Origin of the sequence: Amycolatopsis sp. DG1A-15b (genome assembly GCF_030285645.1) — a bacterium.
GTDB lineage: Bacteria > Actinomycetota > Actinomycetes > Mycobacteriales > Pseudonocardiaceae > Amycolatopsis.
This window is the reverse complement of sequence record NZ_CP127296.1, coordinates 2,806,744-2,824,542: the sequence shown is the minus strand read 5'-3', so window position 1 is coordinate 2,824,542 and position 17,799 is coordinate 2,806,744. Positions and strand designations below refer to the sequence as shown.

The window sequence follows — 17,799 nt, the reverse complement described above, 5'->3', positions numbered from 1 at the left end:
TACGAACACCACGGCCGCGATCCGACAGGCCTTCGGAATTTTCTTCCGGGGCTTGCCTACACTGGACACATGAGCAAGCGCTTAGTGGCCCTGGGGGACTCGTTCACCGAAGGCGTCGGTGACGACGATCCCGCCGCTCCGAACGGGGTGCGTGGCTGGGCCGACCGCGTCGCCGAGCAGCTCGCCGTGCGCGAGCCCGAGTTCCGCTACGCCAACCTCGCCATCCGCGGCAAGCTGATGCCGCAGATCCTCGGCGAGCAGCTCGAGCCCGCGCTGGCCATGGACCCCGACCTGGTCACCCTCTACGCCGGCGGCAACGACCTGATGCGGCCCAAGGTCGACATCGACGGGCTGATGGCCGACTACGAAGCGGCCGTCGCGAAGATCCGGGCGACCGGTGCCCGCCTGGTGCTGTTCACCGGCGTCGACGGCGTCGAGGACGCGCTGTTCCGCAAGATGCGCGGCCGGGTCGCCATCTACAACGAGTTCGTCCGCGCGATCGCCGCTCGCCACGGCGCGCTGCTGGTGGACATGTGGGCCATGCGGCAGCTGCGCGACCGGCGGCTGTGGGCACCGGACCGCCTGCACCTCAACGCCTGGGGCCACACCGAAGTCGCCATCGCCGTGCTGGCCGCCCTCGGTGTCGAACACCCGCTGGCCGCGACCGAGCTGGGTCCGCGCGAGGTGCTGAGCCCGGCCGCGCGCCGCAGCCAGAACCTCAAGTGGGCCCAGGAGCACGCGCTGCCGTGGGTGCGACGCCGGCTGCGGGGCGAGTCCTCCGGCGACACGCTCACCGCGAAGCGCCCGGTGCTCGCGCCGGTGGGCTCAGCGCCGCTCCCCCGCTGACGGGCGCAGACCGTCGAAGAGGATGTCCACCGCCCGGCCGCGCAGGGTCGTGTCCGGGCCGGCGTACTCGGCGGCCCGCGCGACGCCGATGATCACCGGGATGAGCTCGCCGACGACCAGGTCGTCGCGGACCGCGCCCGCCTGCTGCGCGCGCGAAAGCAGCACGCCGAGGGCCGCCAGCAACCGCGCGCCGATGTCGGACTTCGCCACCGGGACCGTGACCCCGGCCGCGGTGAGGGCTTCGAAGTAGGCGCTCTTCGCGCTCGACATCTCGACCCAGCTGGCGAGGAACCTGAAGAACGCGGTGCCCGGCTCGGCGGACTCCGCGGCCACCGCCGTCTCGGCCTCGTCGACGAACCGGCTCAGCCGGGCGAAGAGCACCGCTTCGAGCAGCGCCTCCTTCGTCGGGAAGTGCCGGAACACCGTGCCGATGCCGACGCCGGCGACGCGCGCGACCTCCTCGGTGGGTGCTCCGGTGCCCTTGGCCGCGAAGACGCTCTCGGCCGCCTCCAGCACGCGAGCCCGGTTGCGCCGGGCGTCGGCGCGCAGCGGTTTCGACTCGGCGGGGTCAGCGGCGGCGGGGTTCACCAGCCGATCGTAACGGGGCAGGATCCTGCAGCGTGTCCAGCAGCCGGGCCAGCGCCCGCGGCACGTGCGAGCGCCAGCCGCCACCCATGATCCGGCGCGAGACGCGCTGGAACTCGTCGTCCGGGTCGAACCCTTCGTGGCTGAGGAACAGCCGGGTGCCGCTGCCCTCCGGTTCGAGCCGCCAGGTGACCGTCCACTGCGGACCCCAGCGGATGCTGAGCTTGCGCTCGGGCTCGACTTCCAGGACCTCGCACGCCACCGGGCCACCGGCGAACCCGGCCGCGGGCACCGGCTCGGCCAGCAGCTCGAAGCGGTGCCCCACCACGGGCTTGATGTCGTTGGGCATGTTCAGCCAGCGCTCCAGGAGGTCCGGCTCGGTCAGGGCGCGCCACACCTTGCGAGCCGGGTGGGCGAGGAACTGGTCGACGTGGATCGCGCTCGGGTCGTCGTCGGTCACAGGTCGTCCCCTTCGTCCAGCAGGTCGCGCAGGTTGGCGAGCTTGGTGCGCCAGAAGCGCTCGTACGGCGTCAGCCAGTCCGCGACCTCTTCCAGCGGCGCCGCGTCGAGGCGGTAGACGCGGTGGCGGCCTTGGCGCTGCTCGGTGACCAGGCCCGCCTCCCGAAGCACCCGCAGGTGTTCCGAGAGGCTGGGCCGGGCCATCTCGAACCGTTCCGCGATCGAGCCGGCGGCCATCGGACCGTCGAGCAGCAGCCGGAGCACTTCGCGCCGCGCCGGGCTGGCCAGCGCGGCGAAGACGTCGTCGTTGACCGGCATCAGCGCGGCACGGCGCCGAAGTCCGACGGCTCGAGCAGGCCGATCGTGTGACCGTCGAGGTCGGTGAACGACGTCGCCCGGCCCCACGGCTGCGGCTGCGGCTCGGCGACCTCGACCCCGGCTGCCCGCAGCGCGGCGACATCGGAGTCGACGTCGGTGGTCTGCAGCTGGAAGTGCCGCGGCCCCGGTTCGATGCCGGTGACCTGCTGGTCGGTCAGGACCACGCCGGTCTTCGCCCCTTTCGGCGCGACCATCACGAACCGGCCGCCCTCGGGTGTGCGGCGGTCGACGAGCGCCTCGAAGCCGAGCTTGCCCACGTAGAAGTCCCGCGCGCGGGCGTGGTCGGCAACGGGCAGGGTCAGGAACTGCACGTGGGTGATCGGCATGCCGCCGACAATAGGTAGGAGATCTCCTACGCGTCAAGAGGGTGGCCGAACCACCGTTCGAGGGCGGTGCGGAGGGCCTTGCGTTCCGTTTCGTCCGGGTCCGTCGCGCCGGTCGCCCAGGCGACGTAGCCGTCGGGCCGGACGAGCAGCGCGGTCGCGTCGCCCGGGGTCCGGCCGGGAACGAGGTCGACGCGGTCGGTCCAGCCGCGCAGCTCGTCGCCGAGCGAGCCGGTGAAGTCCAGCAGCAGCGGCCGGGCCGTCCGGGTCAGCTCGGCGAGCCGGGTCCCGTCGGCCAGGACGAGGTCCGGCGCCCAGCGGCCGTCCAGCGGGTGGTCGGTGGCCGGCTCGTACCGGACGTCGGCGCCGGACATGAGGTCCGCGATGTGCTGCACCGTGCCGGGCAGCCGCAGCAGCTCGCCGAACAGCTCGCGCAGCGCGGTGACCTCGAGGCCCGGCGCGATCAACGCGGACTGCGCCTGCGTCTGCATGACGACGCGCTCGGCGATCGGACGGCGTTCGCTCTCGTAGGTGTCGAGCAGGCCCGCCGGCGCCCAGCCGTGCAGCGTCGCGGCGAGCTTCCAGCCGAGGCCGGCGGCGTCCTGCAGGCCGAGGTTGAGCCCGGGGCCGCCGATCGCGGAGTGGACGTGGGCGGCGTCGCCGACCAGCAGGACGCGCCCTTCGCGGAACTTCGCGGCCAGCCGCGTGTTGCGCCCGCGCAGCCGGCGCAGCAGGTGCGGCCCGTCGCCGGTCGGCGGCTCGACCGGCAGCGCGAACCCGAGGACCCGCTCGATGCTCGCGCGCAGCTCGTCGAGGGTCATCGGCGGCTCGTCGCCGGACTCTTCGCCGTCGGCCAGCTCCATGGTGCTGATCAGCGGGCCGGCGGGGAACGGCGCGTAGACGAACAGGCCGGTTCCGGTGCGGTAGTGGAAGAACGGCGGGATGACGCCGTGACCGGGCACGCGCAGGCCGCCCGACTCCGCGTCGGCGAACTCCGCGGGCACGGTGCCGTTCGCGGTGTAGGAGAGCGTGCGGTCTTCGGTGACCCCGGGGAAGTCGATGCCGGCGAGCTTGCGGGTGACGCTGCGGCCGCCGTCGGCGCCGACGTGGTACCGGGTCCGCAGCCGGTAGGGCCCTTCGGGACCGGTGACGTCGAGGGTGACCGCGTCGGCGTCCTGGGTCAGCCCGGTGAGCTCGTGCCCCCGGCGGACCTCGACCCCGAGTTCGGCGGCGCGTTCGTTGAGCATCGCTTCGACGCGCCGCTGCGGCACGCCGAGGATGTTCAGCGGGTTCGGGTCGGTGAGCGTGAGGTCGAGCCGCATCGCGCCGAAGACGAACGCCGGTGCGGGCGGCCCGATCGGGCCCGCCAGCCGGTCGTGCAGGCCGCGGCGGTCGAGGAGGCGGACGACCTGGCCGACGAGACCGTTGGCGCGGTTTTCGGTGGTCGGCTCGGGCAGCCGCTCCAGGACCAGCGGGCGGATCCCGGCGAGGGCGAGTTCGCAGGCGAGCATGAGGCCGTTCGGGCCGGCTCCGGCGATGACGACGTCTTCCATGACGAAACTCCTTGCGGTGGCGGGAAAATGGGCATGGCGAAGCAGCCCGGCCTGCGGGCGCTCTTCGGATGGGGGGGGGCTAGCGGGGTTCAGGCAGCCCGGCGGCGAGCCGGCCGAAGACGTCCCGCAGGACCTCTTCGAGTGACGGCCGCGGTTCGGCGACGAGCCACTGCTGGGTGACGACGTTGAGCGCCGCCCCGACGACGCCCGCGACGAGCCGCGGGTAGACGTCCCGGGTGGCGTCGGTGCCGGTGCGTTCGGCGACGGCGAGCGCGAACTCGGCTTCGGCCGCCGCCCCGGCCTTCTGGAACTCGCCTTGCAGGGCGGGTTCGGCGACCATCAGCCGCAGCCCTTCCACCCACGCCGGGGTGGCACCCTGCCCGTCGGGCACCGGTTCGCCGAGCGCGAACCCGTCGAGCGCGGCCTGGGTGACGGCGTCCCAGATCGGTTTACCGGCCGGCTGGTCGCGCAGCGCGGCGGCAATGGCGCGCGCCCGGTCGTGGTGGCGGGCGACGATGGCTTCGCCCTTGCTGCCGAAGTAGTTGCTGAAGGTCCGCGTGGACACCCCGGCTTCGGCGGCGATGTCTTCGATCCGCACGTTGTCGAAGCCGCGTTCGACGGTCAGCCGGATCGCCGCCCAGCTCAGCGCGATGCGCGTTTGCTGCTTCTTGCGATCACGAAGCCCGGCGCGGTCGGTGTCCATGAACTCAAGGTACCAAACGTTGCCGAATCTGCAAAGTTGCTCAGTCGGCAAGTTTGATGGCCGGGCTGCCGGCGAGGAAAGCTTCGTAGCGGGCGTGCCCCGCCACCGGCGCAGGCGCAGCTGGCGGTCGCGCGCGCAAGTTTCCGGCGCTCCGTCACCGACCGGACGAGAAACGCGTCATCGATCGCCGAAACCGTTGACGCGCGTCACACTGTTGTGTGACATCGGTCACCGGAGGTGTTGCGAGATGGTTCTGGGAGACAACAGCGTCACTCACAAGGTGGCGTCAGGCAGCAAAGTGCAAGTACGGCGGGCAGCGTTGGCGAGCGCGGTCGGCACGACCATCGAGTGGTACGACTTCTTCCTCTACAACACCGCGGCGGCCCTGGTCTTCCCGCACCTGTTCTTCCCCGCTTCGAGCGCCTATGCCGGCGCCATGCAGTCGTTCGCCACCTACGCGGTCGGGTTCGCCGCGCGGCCGGTCGGGGCCGCGATCTTCGGGCACTGGGGCGACCGGATCGGGCGGAAGGCGACGCTGATCGTCACGCTGCTGCTGATGGGCATCTCCTCCGGCGTCGTCGGGATGCTGCCCGGGACGTCGGCGATCGGGGTCGCCGCGCCGCTGATCCTGGTGCTGCTGCGGCTGGTGCAGGGCATCGCCATCGGCGGCGAGTGGAGCGGCTCGGTGCTGCTCGCCATGGAGTGGGGCGACCAGCGCAAACGGGGGCTGCTCGGCAGTTTCGCGCAGATCGGCGTCCCGGTCGGGCTGGTGCTGGGCACCGGCGGGATGACGCTGCTGTCGGCGACGCTCTCCCCCGAGGCGTTCGACTCGTGGGGCTGGCGGATCCCGTTCCTGCTCAGCCTGGTGCTCGTCGGGGTCGGCCTGGTGATCCGGCTGAAGATCCTCGAGACGCCGATGTTCGCGAAGCTCGTCGAGAACCGGCAGACCGCGCGTACGCCGGTGCTCGACGCGATCCGGCACCACTGGCGGGAAATCCTGCTCTCGGCCGGTGTCCGGTTCAGCGAGCAGATGCCCTTCTACCTGTTCACCAGCTACGTGCTGATCTACGTCGTGTCGCGGCACGAGTTCAGCAAGACCTTCGTGCTCAACGCGGTCCTCGTCGGGGCCGCGTGCGAGCTGGCGCTGATCCCGCTGTTCTCGACGCTGTCGGACACCTTCGGCCGCAAACGGGTCTACCTGTGCGGGGCGGTGCTGACCGGGGTGATCGCGTTCCCGTACTTCACCATCCTTGCGCACGGCAGCCACGCACTGGTGTTCGTCGCGGTCGTCGTGTCCTTCGTCCCGCACGCACTCCAGTACGGACCGCAGGCGGCGTTGATCGGCGAAAGCTTCCCGACGCACCTGCGCTACGGCGGCGCGGGGCTCGGCTACCAGCTGGCGTCGGTGTTCGCGGGCGGGCCGGCGCCGCTGCTGGCGACGTGGCTGCTGCACACGACCGGGACGCCGTACGCGATCTCCGGCTACATCATCCTGTCCGCGGTGGTCTCGGTGCTGTGCGTGATCTTCCTGAAGGACCGCTCGAAGGCCGACATCGACGACGCGAGCATCTACCAGCGCACCTGACCGGACGACACGCGTGCCCAGGCGGACGACACGCGTACCTGGATGGACGACACACGTGACGAGGGGCCTCCCACCGCACTCGGTGGGAGGCCCCTCGTCGGGTGAACTTCAGCGGCGCGGGCCGCCGAAGGGGGGCTGCTGCGGGAAGGGGCCGGTGCCCGGGTTCTGCTGGGGGCCGCCGCCGAACTGGCCCGGCGGCGGAGCCTGCGGGGGCGGGCCCTGGTACTGGCCGCCCGGCGGCGGACCGGCCGGGGCCTGCGGCTGCGGCAGCGCGGGCTGGCCACCCTGAGGCGTCGAGGGCTGGGAGCTCGAAGGCTGCTGCGGGGCGGGCGTGACCTCCGTGCCGCGGTCCTCGTCGGCGGCCGGCTCAAGCTGCTGGGCCGGGCGCGGGATCGACGGCCGCGCGGGCGGCGACGAGGGCGCCCCGATGGCCGGGACCTCCTTGCGCGCCACCGCTTCCGCGGCCGCGACGGCCTCGGCGACCTTCGGGTCGCTCTTGGTTTCGAACCAGCTGGAGACCTCTTCGTCCTCGAGGTCGGGCTTGGCCGGGACGTCGTCTTCCTTCGCCGGCTCGTACCGGAACACACCGTCGTCGCCGGGGGCACCGAGCGCGCGGGCGAAGCCTTCGAGGGCCTTGCCGTAGTCGCTGGGGATCATCCAGACCTTGTTCGCGTCGCCCTGCGCCATCTGCGGCAGCGTCTGCAGGTACTGGTAGGCCAGCACCTCCGGCGTCGGGCGGCCGGCCTTGATCGCGGCGAACACCTTTTCGATCGCCTTCGCCTGGCCCTGCGCCTGCAGGTAGCGCGCGGCGCGCTCACCCTGGGCCCGCAGGATCCGGGACTGCCGCTCGGCCTCGGCGGCCAGGATGGTCGCCTGGCGGGCACCTTCGGCGGAGAGGATCTGGCTCTGCTTCTGGCCTTCCGCGGTCTTGATGGCGGACTCCCGCTGACCTTCCGCGGTGAGGATCATGGCGCGCTTCTCGCGGTCCGCGCGCATCTGCTTCTCCATCGAGTCCTGGATGGAGGGCGGCGGGTCGATCGCCTTCAGTTCGACCCGGCTGACGCGGATACCCCACCGGCCGGTCGCTTCGTCCAGCACGCCGCGCAGCTGGGTGTTGATCGAGTCGCGGGAGGTCAGGGTCTGCTCGAGGCTCATGCCACCGACCACGTTGCGCAGCGTGGTGGTGGTCAGCTGCTCGACACCGACGATGTAGTTGGAGATTTCGTACACCGCGGCGCGCGAGTCGGTGACCTGGAAGTACACGACCGTGTCGATCGACACCGTCAGGTTGTCCTCGGTGATGACCGGCTGCGGCGGGAACGAGACGACCTGCTCGCGCAGGTCGATCCGGGCGCGCACCTTGTCCAGGAACGGCACGAGGATGTTGAGGCCGGGCGAGGCGACCGTGCGGAACCGGCCGAGCCGCTCGATCACGGCCGACTGCGCCTGCGGCACCACCATGACCGCCTTGGCTATCGTGATGATCACGAGCAAGACCAAGGCGATGACCAAGCCGATCGCGAATCCGGTCAAGAGTATTTCCCCTTACCTAGTACCATTCTTGCGCGGTTGACGGCGTTGTGGGTGCCGCGGGCGGGCTCACCTCGAGCTTGAGTTCCGTCACGGTGACGCCCCAGCGGCCGGTGGTGTCGTGCAGGACCGTCCACACTGTACGGTGCAGGTCCCCGGGCGCGGTGACGGCGCGCTCGGCGGTGGTCAGGCCGGCTTCCTGCCGCAACGCGGTGCGGGTCAGCTGTTCGATCGCGAGCGCCGGGCCGGCGATTTCGTAGGTGGCCCGGCGCGGATCGGTGACCGCGAAGACGACCTCGAAACCGATCAGGACTTCCTGCCCGTCGCCGGCTTCGACCGGGCGCGGCGGGGCGGACAGGATCTGCTCGCCGAGGTCGAAGCGGGCGCGGACCCGGTCGGCGAAGGGGAGCACGAAGTGGCGGCCGGGGCCGAGCACGGTGCGGAAGTGGCCGCCGCGTTCGATCACCGCGGCGTGGCCTTCGCCGACGATGACGAGTCCCAGGCTCACGGCTCGGCCGACACGACGGCGGTGGCGCCGGAGATCTCGACGACCGTGACCGCGGTGCCGGGCGCGATGGGCGGGCAGTGCTCCCCCAGGCTGCGGGCCGACCAGACGTCGCCGGCCAGCTTCACCCGCCCCGCCTCGGCATCCACTGTGGACACGACCACGGCGCGGGCGCCGATCAGGGCGTCGATGCCGGTGTGGTGGGCCGGCCCGGACAGCAGCCGCCGCTTGAGCGCCGGGCGGACCAGCAGGAGCATGCCCACGGAGGCGACGGCGAACACGGCGACGTCGATGACCAGGTTCCCGGTGAGGGCCTCGGCACCGGCGCCGAACAGCGCGGCGACCCCCAGCATGATCAGCACGAAGTCGCCGGAGACGACTTCGGCGATCATCAGGGCGATCCCGACGATCAACCAGACCAGAGCCCAAGTCATGGCTTCATGCTCTCAGATCGCGCCGGTTCGCACCGGCGCAGTGACGGGACGTAACCTTCGCGTGACCTTGGACAATTCGGACATTCAGCCCTCTTCCGGCGGTTCGGTGACGAAGTCGATGAGCCGTTCCACCGCCCCGATGAGCGGGGTCTCGAGGTCGCGGAAACTGCTCACCCCGCTCAGGACACGCTGCCAGCCCTCGTAAGGTTGCCCCCAGCCGAGCGCGTCGCAGATGCCCTGCTTCCACTCGATGCCGCGCGGGATCTTGGGCCACGCCTCGATACCGACCGCGGCGGGGCGCACCGCTTCCCAGACGTCGATGTAGGGGTGGCCGGTGACCAGCACGTTCTCGTCGTGGACGGCCTCGACGAGCCGCGACTCCTTGCTGCCGGGCACGAGGTGGTCGACCAGGACGCCGAGGCGGCGGCCCGGGCCGGTGCCGAACTCGGCGATGCGGTCGGCGAGCACGTCGACGCCGTCGAGCGGTTCGACGACGACGCCTTCGACGCGCAGGTCGTGCCCCCAGACGCGCTCGACGAGCTCGGCGTCGTGCTTGCCTTCGACCCAGATGCGGGAGTCGCGGGCGACGCGGGCCTGCAGGCCCTGCACCTTCACCGACCCGGACGCGGAGACCTGCTTGGCCGGCGCTTTCACCGTCTTGACCGGGACCAGCGTGACCGGTTTGCCTTCGAGGAGGAAGCCGGCGGGGGCGAGCGGGAAGACGCGGTGGCGGCCCTTGGCGTCCTCGAGCACGACGTTCCCGTACTCGATCTTCACCACCGCGCCGCAGTAGCCGCTGGCCGGGTCTTCGACCACGAGACCGCGCTCGGCGGGAACCTCCGGCACCTTCTTGCGGCGCCGGCCGGCGAGCACGTCGTCATAGGAATGGGAGCGCACGAGCAGGGAACCTACTGGCGGCAGCACCCCGGACGGGTCATGCCACGCCGTCAGCGGGCCAGTTCCAGGACCGCGTCGGTGAACGGTGTCCGCTCGCCCCGGCGCAGCGGCGCGAGTGCGACCAGCGGGGCCATGGCGACGCACCAGGCGCGCACGCGCTCGGCGTCGAAGTCCGCAACGTGGGGGGCGAGGGCGGCGATCCCGTCGTCGATGGTGCCGCCGGCGGCCATCGGGACGTAGACGAAGTCGACGGCGTCGAGGGACGGGTCGCCGAGGCCGGGTCGCGGGTCGATGGCCACGATGCCGCGTTCCGGCCCGGCGTCGAGGACGTTGGCGGGGTGCAGGTCACCGTGGATCAGCGTGACCGGCCCGCTGGTGGTCAGTGCCATGGCGCGCTCGCGCCCCTTGGCCAGCACGTCGGCGCTCATCAACCCGGCGGCCGCGGATTCGCGGCGACGGCGTTCGGAGAGGTTGAAGATGAACTCGATGCCCTCGGCCAGGCGCCGGAACTCGCGCTCGACCCCGCTTGGATCAACCCCGCTTGGATCGACAGAGTGCAGCTGGTCGAGCAGCTCGCCGAGCTCGGCCCACGGCACGTCGCGCCCCGACAGCTCGGTGCCCGGGACGAGGCCTTCGAGCAGGATCGCGTTGGCGTCGAGGTCGGCGTCGAGGACCTGGACGACGCGGGAGCAGCCGGCCCAGGCGCGCAGCCCGGTGAACTCCAGCCGGGCGACTTCCGGATCGGGGGTCAGCTTGAGGACCCGCAGGTCGCCGCCGGGGCCGGTGCACAGCAGGGTGCGGCCGGTGTTGCCGGGCCTCGCCTCGCGGACGGTCAGCCCCCACTCGGCGGTCAGGCGCGCGACCAGGTCCGGGAGGGCGTCGCACCACGGCTCGGCCAGTTCCGCGCCGAAGCGGTCGACGAGCCGGGCCCGGGCCGGGTCGTCGATCAGAAGAGGGGCCACGGGATGGCGCGCCAGTCGTCACCGGGCTCGGGGAAGAGGCCCTCGGCGAGCAGGACGTCGGTGCGGTCGGCCAGGGCCCGGATCTCGAACTTGGCGATGTGCTCCGACAGGGTCTTGCCGAGGCCGCCGTCGATTTCGGAGCGCAGCTTGCGCAGCTTCTCGACCGTGTCCGGTGGCAGCGGCTCGCCGATCCAGCCCCACAGGACGGTCCGCAGCTTGGGGTCGGTGTGCAGGCAGATGCCGTGGTCGACGCCGTAGACGTGGCCGTCGACGCCGGGCAGGAGGTGCCCGCCCTTGCGGTCGGTGTTGTTCACCACGATGTCGAGCACGGCGAGGTCGCGCAGCCCGGGGTGGTTCGCGTGGGCGAGCACCGCGGGTTCGCCGAGCCGGTCGTGGGCGTGCAGCACCGGGCGCCAGCCGTCGGGGACGTCGTCGGGCGGCAGGACTTCGACCAGGTCGTCCTCGGTCGTTTCGACCCACAGCTGGACCATGCCGGGGCCGAACGGGCCGTCGCGCAGCACGGTCGGCGGGATCGCGCCGATGCCGGCGGCGTCGGCGATGATCGCGGTGGCGACCTCGCGCCCGGCGAGGGTGCCGTCGGGGAAGTCCCACAGCGGCCGCTCCCCCGACACCGGCTTGTAGACGACCCGGCCGGTGACGCCGTCGAGCTCGATGGCGCAGAAGAGGGTGACGTTGGAGGCGTCGACCAGCCGGCCTTCGACGTCGATGCGGCCGTGGGTGACGAGTTCGCGGGACGCGGGATCGGCCGGGGCAGTCGCCATGGTCAGTCTTCTTCGCCCGCGTCGGTTTCGCGCCGGTAGCCGTTCTGCCGGGGGCAGATGTGCCCGGTGGGGTCGAGCGGTTCCGCGCAGAGCGGGCACGGCTTGCGGCCGGCGTTGACGACGCGGTCGGCTCGCTCGGCGAAGGCGCGCGCGGCGGCCGGGGTGAGGAAGACGCGGACGGCGTCCGGGCCCTCCTCGGTGTCGTCGAGCACGACCGTTTCGTCGACCTCGCCCTCGGTGATGGCGAGCAGCTCGATGACGACCGCGCTGCTGTCGGCGTCCCAGCCGAGGCCCATGGTGCCGACGCGGAACTCCTCCTCGACCGGCACCGTGAGCGGGTCGAGGTCGACGAGGTCTTCGGGGGCGTCGTCGGGGACGTCGGCGCCGAACCGGCTGGCCACCTCCTCCAGCAGTGAGCTCAGGCGTTCCGCGAGGACGACGACCTGCTGTTTTTCGATGGTGACGCTGATGGTGCGCACGTCCTCCGACGCCTGGAGGTAGAACGTGCGATCGCCGGGCTCGCCGACGGTGCCGGCGACGAACCGATCCGGCTGGCGGAAGACGTGGATTACGCGAGACATAGCACTGACGACCCTAGGCCACCGGCGCATGATCGGCATCCGCCGCCCCACCGTTCGCGGGCCGCTAGCCTCGGGGGGTGTCTCGGATCTCCCCGTACGGAACCTGGTCTTCGCCCATCACCGCCGCCGAAGTGGCCGCCGCCGGTGGCGGCCCGCAGTGGCTCGACGTCGTCGGGAACGAGGTGTGGTGGGCCGAGGCGCGACCGGCTGAACAGGGCCGGGTCGCGCTGGTCCGGGCGGTGCCGGGCGGTACCGAGGACGTGCTGCCGGCCCCGTGGAACGTCCGCAACCGGCTGCACGAGTACGGCGGGCGGCCGTGGGCGGTCGTCGGGGATTCCGTGGTCTTCACGCACTGGGCCGATCAGCGCGTGTACGCGCAGAGCGAAATCGGCGTGGTGGCGCTCACGCCCTCCCCCGCGGAGCCGCAGAGCGTTCGTTACGGCGATCTGCGGGCCGGGCGGCCGGGCGAGGTGTGGGCGGTCCGGGAGCGCGGCACCGGGCCGCGGCCCACCGACGTCGAACGGGAACTCGTCGCGATCGCCGTGGACGGCGGCGGCGAGCGGGTGCTGGCCGCGAGCCACCGGTTCCTGACCGTGCCGAAGCTGTCGCCGGACGGGCGGCACGCAGCCTGGTTCGGCTGGGACCACCCGCTGATGCCGTGGGACGGCACCGAGTTGTGCGTGGCCGAGGTGGCCGCGGACGGCTCGTTCGGGCCGCACCGGGTGCTGGCGGGCGGCGCAGACGTCTCGGTGTGCCAGGTCGAGTGGGAGACGCCGGCCGCGCTGCTGGCGCTCATGGACCCCGGCGGCTGGTGGAACCTGCACCGGATCGGCCTGGACGGCTCGGTGGTGAACCTCGCGCCGGTGGAGCAGGAGCTCGGCGGGCCGCTGTGGAAGGCGGGGTCGCGGTGGTTCGCGCCGCTGGGCGGCGGGCGGCACGCGGTGCTTTCCTCGGGCCGGCTGGTGGTGCTGGACGAGGCGGACGGCACCGTGGCGCCGGTGGCCGACGAGCTGACGGCCTGGTCTTCGACGGGACTGGCGGTGTCCGGCGACACGGTCGCCGGCGTCGCGGGCGGGCCGGCTCGGGAGTCCGCCGTCGTGCGGGTTTCCCTCGACGGCTCGGTGACGGACCTGACGCCGCAGCCGGAGCTGCCTTCGGCGTTCCTGCCGGTGCCGCAGGAGCGGGTGTTCAGCACGCCGGACGGCGAGACCGTGCCGGTGGTGCTGTACCCGCCGCGGAACCCGGACTTCGCGGCACCCGACGGTGAACGGCCGCCGCTGCTGGTGCACGTCCACGGCGGCCCGACCGGGCAGCACCTCGCCGAGCTGGACCTGGAGATCGCCTACTTCACCAGCCGCGGCATCGGCGTGGCGGCGGTGAACTACGGCGGGTCGACGGGGTTCGGGCGCGCCTACCGCGAGCGGCTGCGGGAGCAGTGGGGCGTGGTGGACGTCGCCGACTGCGTCGCGGTGGCCGAAGCGCTGGTGGCGGCCGGGCTGGCCGACGGTGACCGGCTGGGGATCCGCGGCGGCAGCGCGGGCGGGTTCACCGCGGCGGCGTCGCTGACGACGACGAAGACCTACCGGGCGGGCACGGTGATGTACCCGGTGCTGGACCTGGCCGGGTGGACCGGGACCGAGGGCGACACGCACGACTTCGAGTCGCGGTACCTGGACGGGCTCGTCGGGCCGCTGCCGGGAACGCGGCAGCGGTACGTCGAACGTTCCCCGCTGGCGAACGTCGGGGGGCTGGCCGGGCCGGTGCTGTTCCAGCAGGGGCTGGACGACCGGATCTGCCCGCCGGAGCAGGCCGACCGGTTTGTGGCCAAGCTGGCCGGGCGCGGGATCCCGTACGCCTACCAGCGGTTCGCCGGCGAGCAGCACGGGTTCCGGCAGGCGGCGACGATCGTGGCGGCGCTGGAGGCGGAATTGTCGTTCTACGGTCAGGTGTTCGGCTTCGAGACGCCGGGTGTGGCGCGGCTGGAGCTGTCGCGGTGAGGCCGCCGCGGCTGCGGGCCGGCGACACGGTGGCACTGGTGGCGCCGGCCGGGCCGGTGCCGGCGGACCTGCTGGAGAAGGCGCTGCCGGTGCTGCGCGGCTGGGGCGTCGAGGTGCGGGTCGGCCCGTGCGTGCGGGCCGACCCGGGCTCGCCGCCGTACCTCTCCGGTGCCGACGCCGCACGCGCGGCGGAGTTCACCGAGGCGTGGCTGGACCCCGGGGTGCGGTGCGTGCTGGCGGCGAGGGGTGGTTACGGCGTGCAGCGGATGCTGGACCTGGTCGACTGGCCGGCGCTGCGGGCGGCGGGCCCGAAGGTGCTGGCCGGGTCGTCGGACATCACGGCGTTGCACCGCGCGGTGGACGTCCACCTGGGACTGTCCACTTTGTTCTCCCCAATGCCGGCCAGCGTGCTGTTCGACGACTTCGCGGTCGAGCACCTGCGGCGTTCGCTGTTCGAACCGGAGCGGACGCTGGTGGTGCGCGGCGGGTCGCCGTTGGTGCCGGGCCGGGCGTCGGGGGTGTCGGCGGGCGGGAACCTGTCGCTGGTGGCGGCGGGGATCGGGACGCCGGAGCACGGGTCGGCGCGCGACGCGATCGTGCTGCTGGAGGACGTGACGGAGAGCGTGTACCGCCTGGACCGGATGCTGACGCAGCTGCTGCGCAGCGGCTGGTTCGCCGGGGTGCGCGGCATCGTCCTGGGTTCGTGGGCGGCGTGCGGGAACCCGGCGGACGTGCGGGCGCTGGTGCTGGACCGGCTGGGGCCGTTGGGGGTGCCGCTGGTGGAGGAGTTCGGGTTCGGCCACGTGGCGTCGTCGCCGACGTTGCCGCTGGGGGTACCGGTGACGCTGGACGCGGACCTGGGGACGCTGACGTTCGACTCCCCCGCGTTGACGTGAAGCTCACGTCGACGGAGGCCCGGGACCGGTTCGCCGCGGGACGGGTGGCGCGGCTGGCGACGGTGTCGGCCGAGGGGGTGCCGCACCTGGTGCCGGTGACGTTCGCGGTGCGCGGTGACACGGTGGTGTTCGCGGTGGACCACAAGCCGAAGTCTTCGGTGGCGTTGCGGCGGCTGCGCAACATCGCGGAGAACCCGGCGGTGTGCTTCCTGGCCGACGGCTACGCCGAGGACTGGACGCAGCTGTGGTGGGCGCGGGCGGACGGGGTGGCGCGGGTGGAGCCGCCGGGGGCTGAGCCGGTGGCGTGGCTGGTGGCCAAGTACGAGCAGTACGCCGAGCGGCCGCCGGAGCACGCTGTGGTGGTCACGGACGTGCACACGTGGATCGGCTGGACCGGAATCGCCTGAATCCGGTGGCTCCGGGCCGGCAGGCCGTGCCATCGTCCCGGCATGTCCTACGAAGAGCGGGAGCACGCCGGCCGCTACTACGGCGTGCAGTTCATGTACGCGGTGCCGGAGAGCGCCTGGTTCGTCGAGCTGAGCGACGTCAAGTCCGGCACCATGATCATGACCGGGGTGGTGCCCGACGAAGACCTGGCGACCGAGCCGACCGTACGCGTCCACTCGCCGGTGGAGCACAGCGTCCCGTTCGAGGTCATGATGTGGTTCATGGAGAAGGCCGCGGAGGAGATCGCGCGCAGCCGCCCGGCTTGGAGTTCCTACAAAGTCGTGCGACGTGTCGCCAGGTGATGATGCAGGTGGCGAGGCCGAGGACGGCTTCGTGGATGTCGTCGCGGCGTTCCCAGCGGATGCGCAGGCGTTTCATGCCGCGGTACCACGCGGTGGTGCGCTCGACCACCCACCTGACCGTGCCCAGCCCGGAGCCATGGGCCTGCCCGCGGCGGGCGATGGGACTCGGACCGCTTTTGGGCCACGCCTCGCAGCGCAAACATGTGAGGAATCGATGACCGCCCGCGACCGGTCCAGCTTTCCCGCACCGTGCGACTCGGCCGGCAACAGCTCGTGCAGCCGCTGTCAGACCCCGGCCCGGGTTCCACTCCGGCCCGGATACCGCAGCAGCAGCGGCTTGATGCGCCGCCACAGCCCGTCCGGCACGATCCACGGCGGCTGCTCACCACGCCGCACGGCCGAACACTGTAGATCAACACCGCGCAGCTCGGAAGACCCCGAAGATCGTTCTGTCAGGAGCCTTAGTCGCGGAGGAACTTCTCCGGGCGGCGCCAGGCGTCGATGATGCCCAGCGGGTCCGGGCGCAGGAGCGACGCCGCCGAGTACAGGCTCGCCACCACCACCAGCGCGATGAACCACCAGTCGTACAGGGCCTGCTCGCCCGTCGGGTAGTACACGAGCGTCACGAACACCGACACCGCCACCACGAGCGCCAAGTGGCGAGGCTGCCACTTGAACGCCGAGAGCAGCACGAAGCCCCAGGTCAGGTACCACGGCAGGGTCGGTGGCATGAGGATCGCCACCGCGAGCAGCGAGATCCCGGCCCGGTAGACCGCCTCCGTGCCACCGCCGCGGGCGAGCCACCACTGGCGGACGCCGAAGGCGATCAGCAGGAGCATGCCCGCCGCGCGGGCGACCGTCACGAACGGCGAGACCTGGACGTCCACGATCAGGTGGACCAGGTTGTAGAACACCTCGCCGATGCCGGTGGGGATGTTCAGCCAGTTCGCGATGAGCTGGGGGGCCTTGAGCCCGGACCACCAGCCGAGGTTGAGCGAACCCAGGGAGATCCACGTGCCCGCGACGAACACCGGCAGGAACAGGCCCACCGCGGCCGCGCCGGCGCGCAGGAAGTTGCGGACCTTCGACTCGCCCGTGAGGTGGTTGGCCCACATCCAGACGATGAACGGCAGCGCGATCGCGGCGGTGGGCTTGATCAGCATGCCGATCGTGACCAGGACGACCGCGAGCACGTGCTTGCGCTCGAGGGCGGCGAGGACGCCGATGGTGAGGAACGCGAGCATCATCAGGTCGTTGTGCGGGCCGCCGAAGAGGTGGATGACCATCATCGGGCTGGCCACCGCGAGCCACAGCGCGACCGGGAGCTTGCCGCCGAGGTGCTTGACCAGCCGCGGCAGCGCCCACAGCGTGCCGGCCAGGCCGACCAGCAGCACGAGGCGCATGAGGATGACACCGAGGATCATGTTGTCGCCGCTGGTGGCGACGACGCCCTTGGAGATCAGCAGGAACAGCGGGCCGTACGGGGCCGGGGTGGTCTGCCAGAGCGGGTGGACGTTCTGCACGACGTTCGGCAGCACGTCGAGCTCGGCGGGGCCGTTGGCGTACGGGTCGAGCCCGTAGAGCAGCTGGGCGCCCTGGCCGAGGTAGGAGAAGACGTCGCGGGTGAACAGCGGCGGCGACACCAGCAGCGGCGCCATCCAGCACCCGGCGGCGACCAGGATCGGGCGGCTGCCGATGCGGCCGGCGAGGACGTAGCGGCCGAGCCGGACCCACGCCCAGACGACCATGCCGAAGCCGGTGTAGAGGACGGCGTTGGCGAACATGCGCCCGTGGCCGTAGCGGACCCACGAGAGCGGACCGTGGCCGAGCACGGGGTCGGAGATCAGGATGCCGCCGGCGCCGAGGGCGGCGATCATCAGCAGGGTGCTGCCGACGGTGCCCATCGCGATCGTGCGGTAGGGGAATCGCGAGGGCACGCGGAGCCGCTCGGCCAAGCCGGTCGAGGGCGTCTGTGCGGGGTCGGTGGTGGTCGCCATTTCCGTTCGGAGATTACACACCGCGCTCGTGCGGAGT

At 72.1% G+C, this 17,799-nt stretch carries 20 protein-coding genes and 1 pseudogene; 6 read left to right on the top strand and 15 right to left on the bottom strand.

The genetic code is table 11. The features are described from left to right. The first annotated feature begins 69 nt into the window (after window positions 1-69). Entirely contained in the window at window positions 70-846 is a 777-nt protein-coding gene (locus QRY02_RS12760; RefSeq protein ID WP_285991745.1) for an SGNH/GDSL hydrolase family protein, read from the top strand. Here the strand turns inward: QRY02_RS12760 and QRY02_RS12755 are convergent. The 6 genes from QRY02_RS12755 to QRY02_RS12730 all read right to left on the bottom strand — a co-directional run bounded on the left by QRY02_RS12755 (window position 826) and on the right by QRY02_RS12730 (window position 4,847). Beyond that, on the bottom strand, window positions 826-1,437 hold the full coding sequence (locus QRY02_RS12755; RefSeq protein WP_502874250.1) for a TetR/AcrR family transcriptional regulator: 612 nt from the start codon (window positions 1,435-1,437) through the stop codon (window positions 826-828). The two genes, QRY02_RS12760 and QRY02_RS12755, sit on opposite strands and share 21 nt — an antisense overlap. Further along, entirely contained in the window at window positions 1,415-1,891 is a 477-nt protein-coding gene (locus QRY02_RS12750) for an SRPBCC family protein (protein ID WP_285991743.1), read from the bottom strand. The genes QRY02_RS12755 and QRY02_RS12750 overlap by 23 nt, the downstream gene beginning before the upstream one ends. Next, window positions 1,888-2,208: a metalloregulator ArsR/SmtB family transcription factor gene (locus tag QRY02_RS12745; RefSeq protein ID WP_285991742.1), complete on the bottom strand. Its 321-nt coding sequence runs from the start codon at window positions 2,206-2,208 to the stop codon at window positions 1,888-1,890. The genes QRY02_RS12750 and QRY02_RS12745 overlap by 4 nt, the downstream gene beginning before the upstream one ends. Continuing rightward, a complete protein-coding gene (locus tag QRY02_RS12740; protein ID WP_285991741.1) occupies window positions 2,208-2,594 on the bottom strand; it encodes a VOC family protein in 387 nt (128 codons plus the stop codon). The genes QRY02_RS12745 and QRY02_RS12740 overlap by 1 nt, the downstream gene beginning before the upstream one ends. A gap of 26 nt (window positions 2,595-2,620) precedes the next feature. Beyond that, a complete protein-coding gene (locus QRY02_RS12735) occupies window positions 2,621-4,144 on the bottom strand; it encodes an FAD-dependent monooxygenase (RefSeq protein WP_285991740.1) in 1,524 nt (507 codons plus the stop codon). Window positions 4,145-4,223: 79 nt separating this feature from the next. Beyond that, the gene (locus QRY02_RS12730) at window positions 4,224-4,847 is read right to left on the bottom strand and encodes an acyl-CoA-like ligand-binding transcription factor (protein ID WP_285991739.1); all 624 of its coding nucleotides are present in this window, start codon (window positions 4,845-4,847) and stop codon (window positions 4,224-4,226) included. A gap of 247 nt (window positions 4,848-5,094) precedes the next feature. On the opposite strand from QRY02_RS12730, the gene QRY02_RS12725 reads away from it, so the two are divergent. Then, a complete protein-coding gene (locus QRY02_RS12725) occupies window positions 5,095-6,432 on the top strand; it encodes an MFS transporter (RefSeq protein WP_285991738.1) in 1,338 nt (445 codons plus the stop codon). A gap of 108 nt (window positions 6,433-6,540) precedes the next feature. On the opposite strand, the gene QRY02_RS12720 is transcribed toward QRY02_RS12725, so the two are convergent. The 7 genes from QRY02_RS12720 to QRY02_RS12690 all read right to left on the bottom strand — a co-directional run bounded on the left by QRY02_RS12720 (window position 6,541) and on the right by QRY02_RS12690 (window position 12,123). Further along, window positions 6,541-7,893 (bottom strand): SPFH domain-containing protein, encoded by a 1,353-nt coding sequence (locus QRY02_RS12720; protein WP_285993825.1) that lies wholly within the window; start codon window positions 7,891-7,893, stop codon window positions 6,541-6,543. A gap of 88 nt (window positions 7,894-7,981) precedes the next feature. Then, window positions 7,982-8,470 (bottom strand): SPFH domain-containing protein, encoded by a 489-nt coding sequence (locus QRY02_RS12715; protein WP_285991737.1) that lies wholly within the window; start codon window positions 8,468-8,470, stop codon window positions 7,982-7,984. Next, the gene (locus QRY02_RS12710) at window positions 8,467-8,901 is read right to left on the bottom strand and encodes an NfeD family protein (RefSeq protein ID WP_285991736.1); all 435 of its coding nucleotides are present in this window, start codon (window positions 8,899-8,901) and stop codon (window positions 8,467-8,469) included. The genes QRY02_RS12715 and QRY02_RS12710 overlap by 4 nt, the downstream gene beginning before the upstream one ends. An 84-nt stretch (window positions 8,902-8,985) precedes the next feature. After that, window positions 8,986-9,798, bottom strand: a complete 813-nt coding sequence (locus tag QRY02_RS12705) for a DUF3097 domain-containing protein (RefSeq protein WP_285991735.1) — start codon at window positions 9,796-9,798, stop codon at window positions 8,986-8,988. Between the two features lie 50 nt (window positions 9,799-9,848). Further along, window positions 9,849-10,760, bottom strand: a complete 912-nt coding sequence (locus QRY02_RS12700; RefSeq protein ID WP_285991734.1) for an aminoglycoside phosphotransferase family protein — start codon at window positions 10,758-10,760, stop codon at window positions 9,849-9,851. Next, window positions 10,745-11,542: an SCO1664 family protein gene (locus QRY02_RS12695; protein WP_285991733.1), complete on the bottom strand. Its 798-nt coding sequence runs from the start codon at window positions 11,540-11,542 to the stop codon at window positions 10,745-10,747. Before QRY02_RS12695 ends, QRY02_RS12700 begins: the two co-directional genes overlap by 16 nt. A gap of 2 nt (window positions 11,543-11,544) precedes the next feature. Continuing rightward, window positions 11,545-12,123, bottom strand: coding sequence for a DUF3090 domain-containing protein (locus QRY02_RS12690; protein WP_285991732.1), 579 nt, complete (start codon window positions 12,121-12,123; stop codon window positions 11,545-11,547). A 77-nt stretch (window positions 12,124-12,200) separates the two neighbouring features. Between QRY02_RS12690 and QRY02_RS12685 the strand changes: the two genes are divergently transcribed. Genes QRY02_RS12685 through QRY02_RS12670 form a run of 4 tightly spaced genes read left to right on the top strand, consistent with a single transcriptional unit; the run spans window position 12,201 to window position 15,765 of the window. After that, entirely contained in the window at window positions 12,201-14,120 is a 1,920-nt protein-coding gene (locus QRY02_RS12685; protein WP_285991731.1) for a prolyl oligopeptidase family serine peptidase, read from the top strand. Then, entirely contained in the window at window positions 14,117-15,016 is a 900-nt protein-coding gene (locus tag QRY02_RS12680) for a S66 peptidase family protein (protein ID WP_285991730.1), read from the top strand. Before QRY02_RS12685 ends, QRY02_RS12680 begins: the two co-directional genes overlap by 4 nt. Next, entirely contained in the window at window positions 15,013-15,423 is a 411-nt protein-coding gene (locus QRY02_RS12675) for a TIGR03668 family PPOX class F420-dependent oxidoreductase (protein WP_285991729.1), read from the top strand. The genes QRY02_RS12680 and QRY02_RS12675 overlap by 4 nt, the downstream gene beginning before the upstream one ends. A 42-nt stretch (window positions 15,424-15,465) precedes the next feature. Then, a complete protein-coding gene (locus tag QRY02_RS12670; RefSeq protein ID WP_285991728.1) occupies window positions 15,466-15,765 on the top strand; it encodes a hypothetical protein in 300 nt (99 codons plus the stop codon). Here the strand turns inward: QRY02_RS12670 and QRY02_RS48830 are convergent. Beyond that, window positions 15,683-16,134: pseudogene (locus tag QRY02_RS48830) on the bottom strand (transposase). The gene QRY02_RS12670 and the pseudogene QRY02_RS48830 sit on opposite strands and share 83 nt — an antisense overlap. Window positions 16,135-16,226: 92 nt before the next feature. Beyond that, window positions 16,227-17,762 (bottom strand): polyprenol phosphomannose-dependent alpha 1,6 mannosyltransferase MptB, encoded by a 1,536-nt coding sequence (mptB, locus tag QRY02_RS12660; RefSeq protein WP_285991727.1) that lies wholly within the window; start codon window positions 17,760-17,762, stop codon window positions 16,227-16,229. Window positions 17,763-17,799: the final 37 nt, after the last annotated feature.

Excerpts from the sequence above, each read along its gene's own strand:
- QRY02_RS12760 (WP_285991745.1), top strand. The coding sequence starts at position 70 with ATGAGCAAGCGCTTAGTGGCCCTGGGGGACTCGTTCACCGAAGGCGTC.
- QRY02_RS12745 (WP_285991742.1), bottom strand. The coding sequence starts at position 2,208 with ATGCCGGTCAACGACGACGTCTTCGCCGCGCTGGCCAGCCCGGCGCGG.
- QRY02_RS12740 (WP_285991741.1), bottom strand. The coding sequence starts at position 2,594 with ATGCCGATCACCCACGTGCAGTTCCTGACCCTGCCCGTTGCCGACCAC.
- QRY02_RS12735 (WP_285991740.1), bottom strand. The coding sequence starts at position 4,144 with ATGGAAGACGTCGTCATCGCCGGAGCCGGCCCGAACGGCCTCATGCTC.
- QRY02_RS12730 (WP_285991739.1), bottom strand. The coding sequence starts at position 4,847 with ATGGACACCGACCGCGCCGGGCTTCGTGATCGCAAGAAGCAGCAAACG.
- QRY02_RS12725 (WP_285991738.1), top strand. The coding sequence starts at position 5,095 with ATGGTTCTGGGAGACAACAGCGTCACTCACAAGGTGGCGTCAGGCAGC.
- QRY02_RS12720 (WP_285993825.1), bottom strand. The coding sequence starts at position 7,893 with ATGGTGGTGCCGCAGGCGCAGTCGGCCGTGATCGAGCGGCTCGGCCGG.
- QRY02_RS12710 (WP_285991736.1), bottom strand. The coding sequence starts at position 8,901 with ATGACTTGGGCTCTGGTCTGGTTGATCGTCGGGATCGCCCTGATGATC.
- QRY02_RS12695 (WP_285991733.1), bottom strand. The coding sequence starts at position 11,542 with ATGGCGACTGCCCCGGCCGATCCCGCGTCCCGCGAACTCGTCACCCAC.
- QRY02_RS12690 (WP_285991732.1), bottom strand. The coding sequence starts at position 12,123 with ATGTCTCGCGTAATCCACGTCTTCCGCCAGCCGGATCGGTTCGTCGCC.
- QRY02_RS12670 (WP_285991728.1), top strand. The coding sequence starts at position 15,466 with ATGTCCTACGAAGAGCGGGAGCACGCCGGCCGCTACTACGGCGTGCAG.
- mptB (WP_285991727.1), bottom strand. The coding sequence starts at position 17,762 with ATGGCGACCACCACCGACCCCGCACAGACGCCCTCGACCGGCTTGGCC.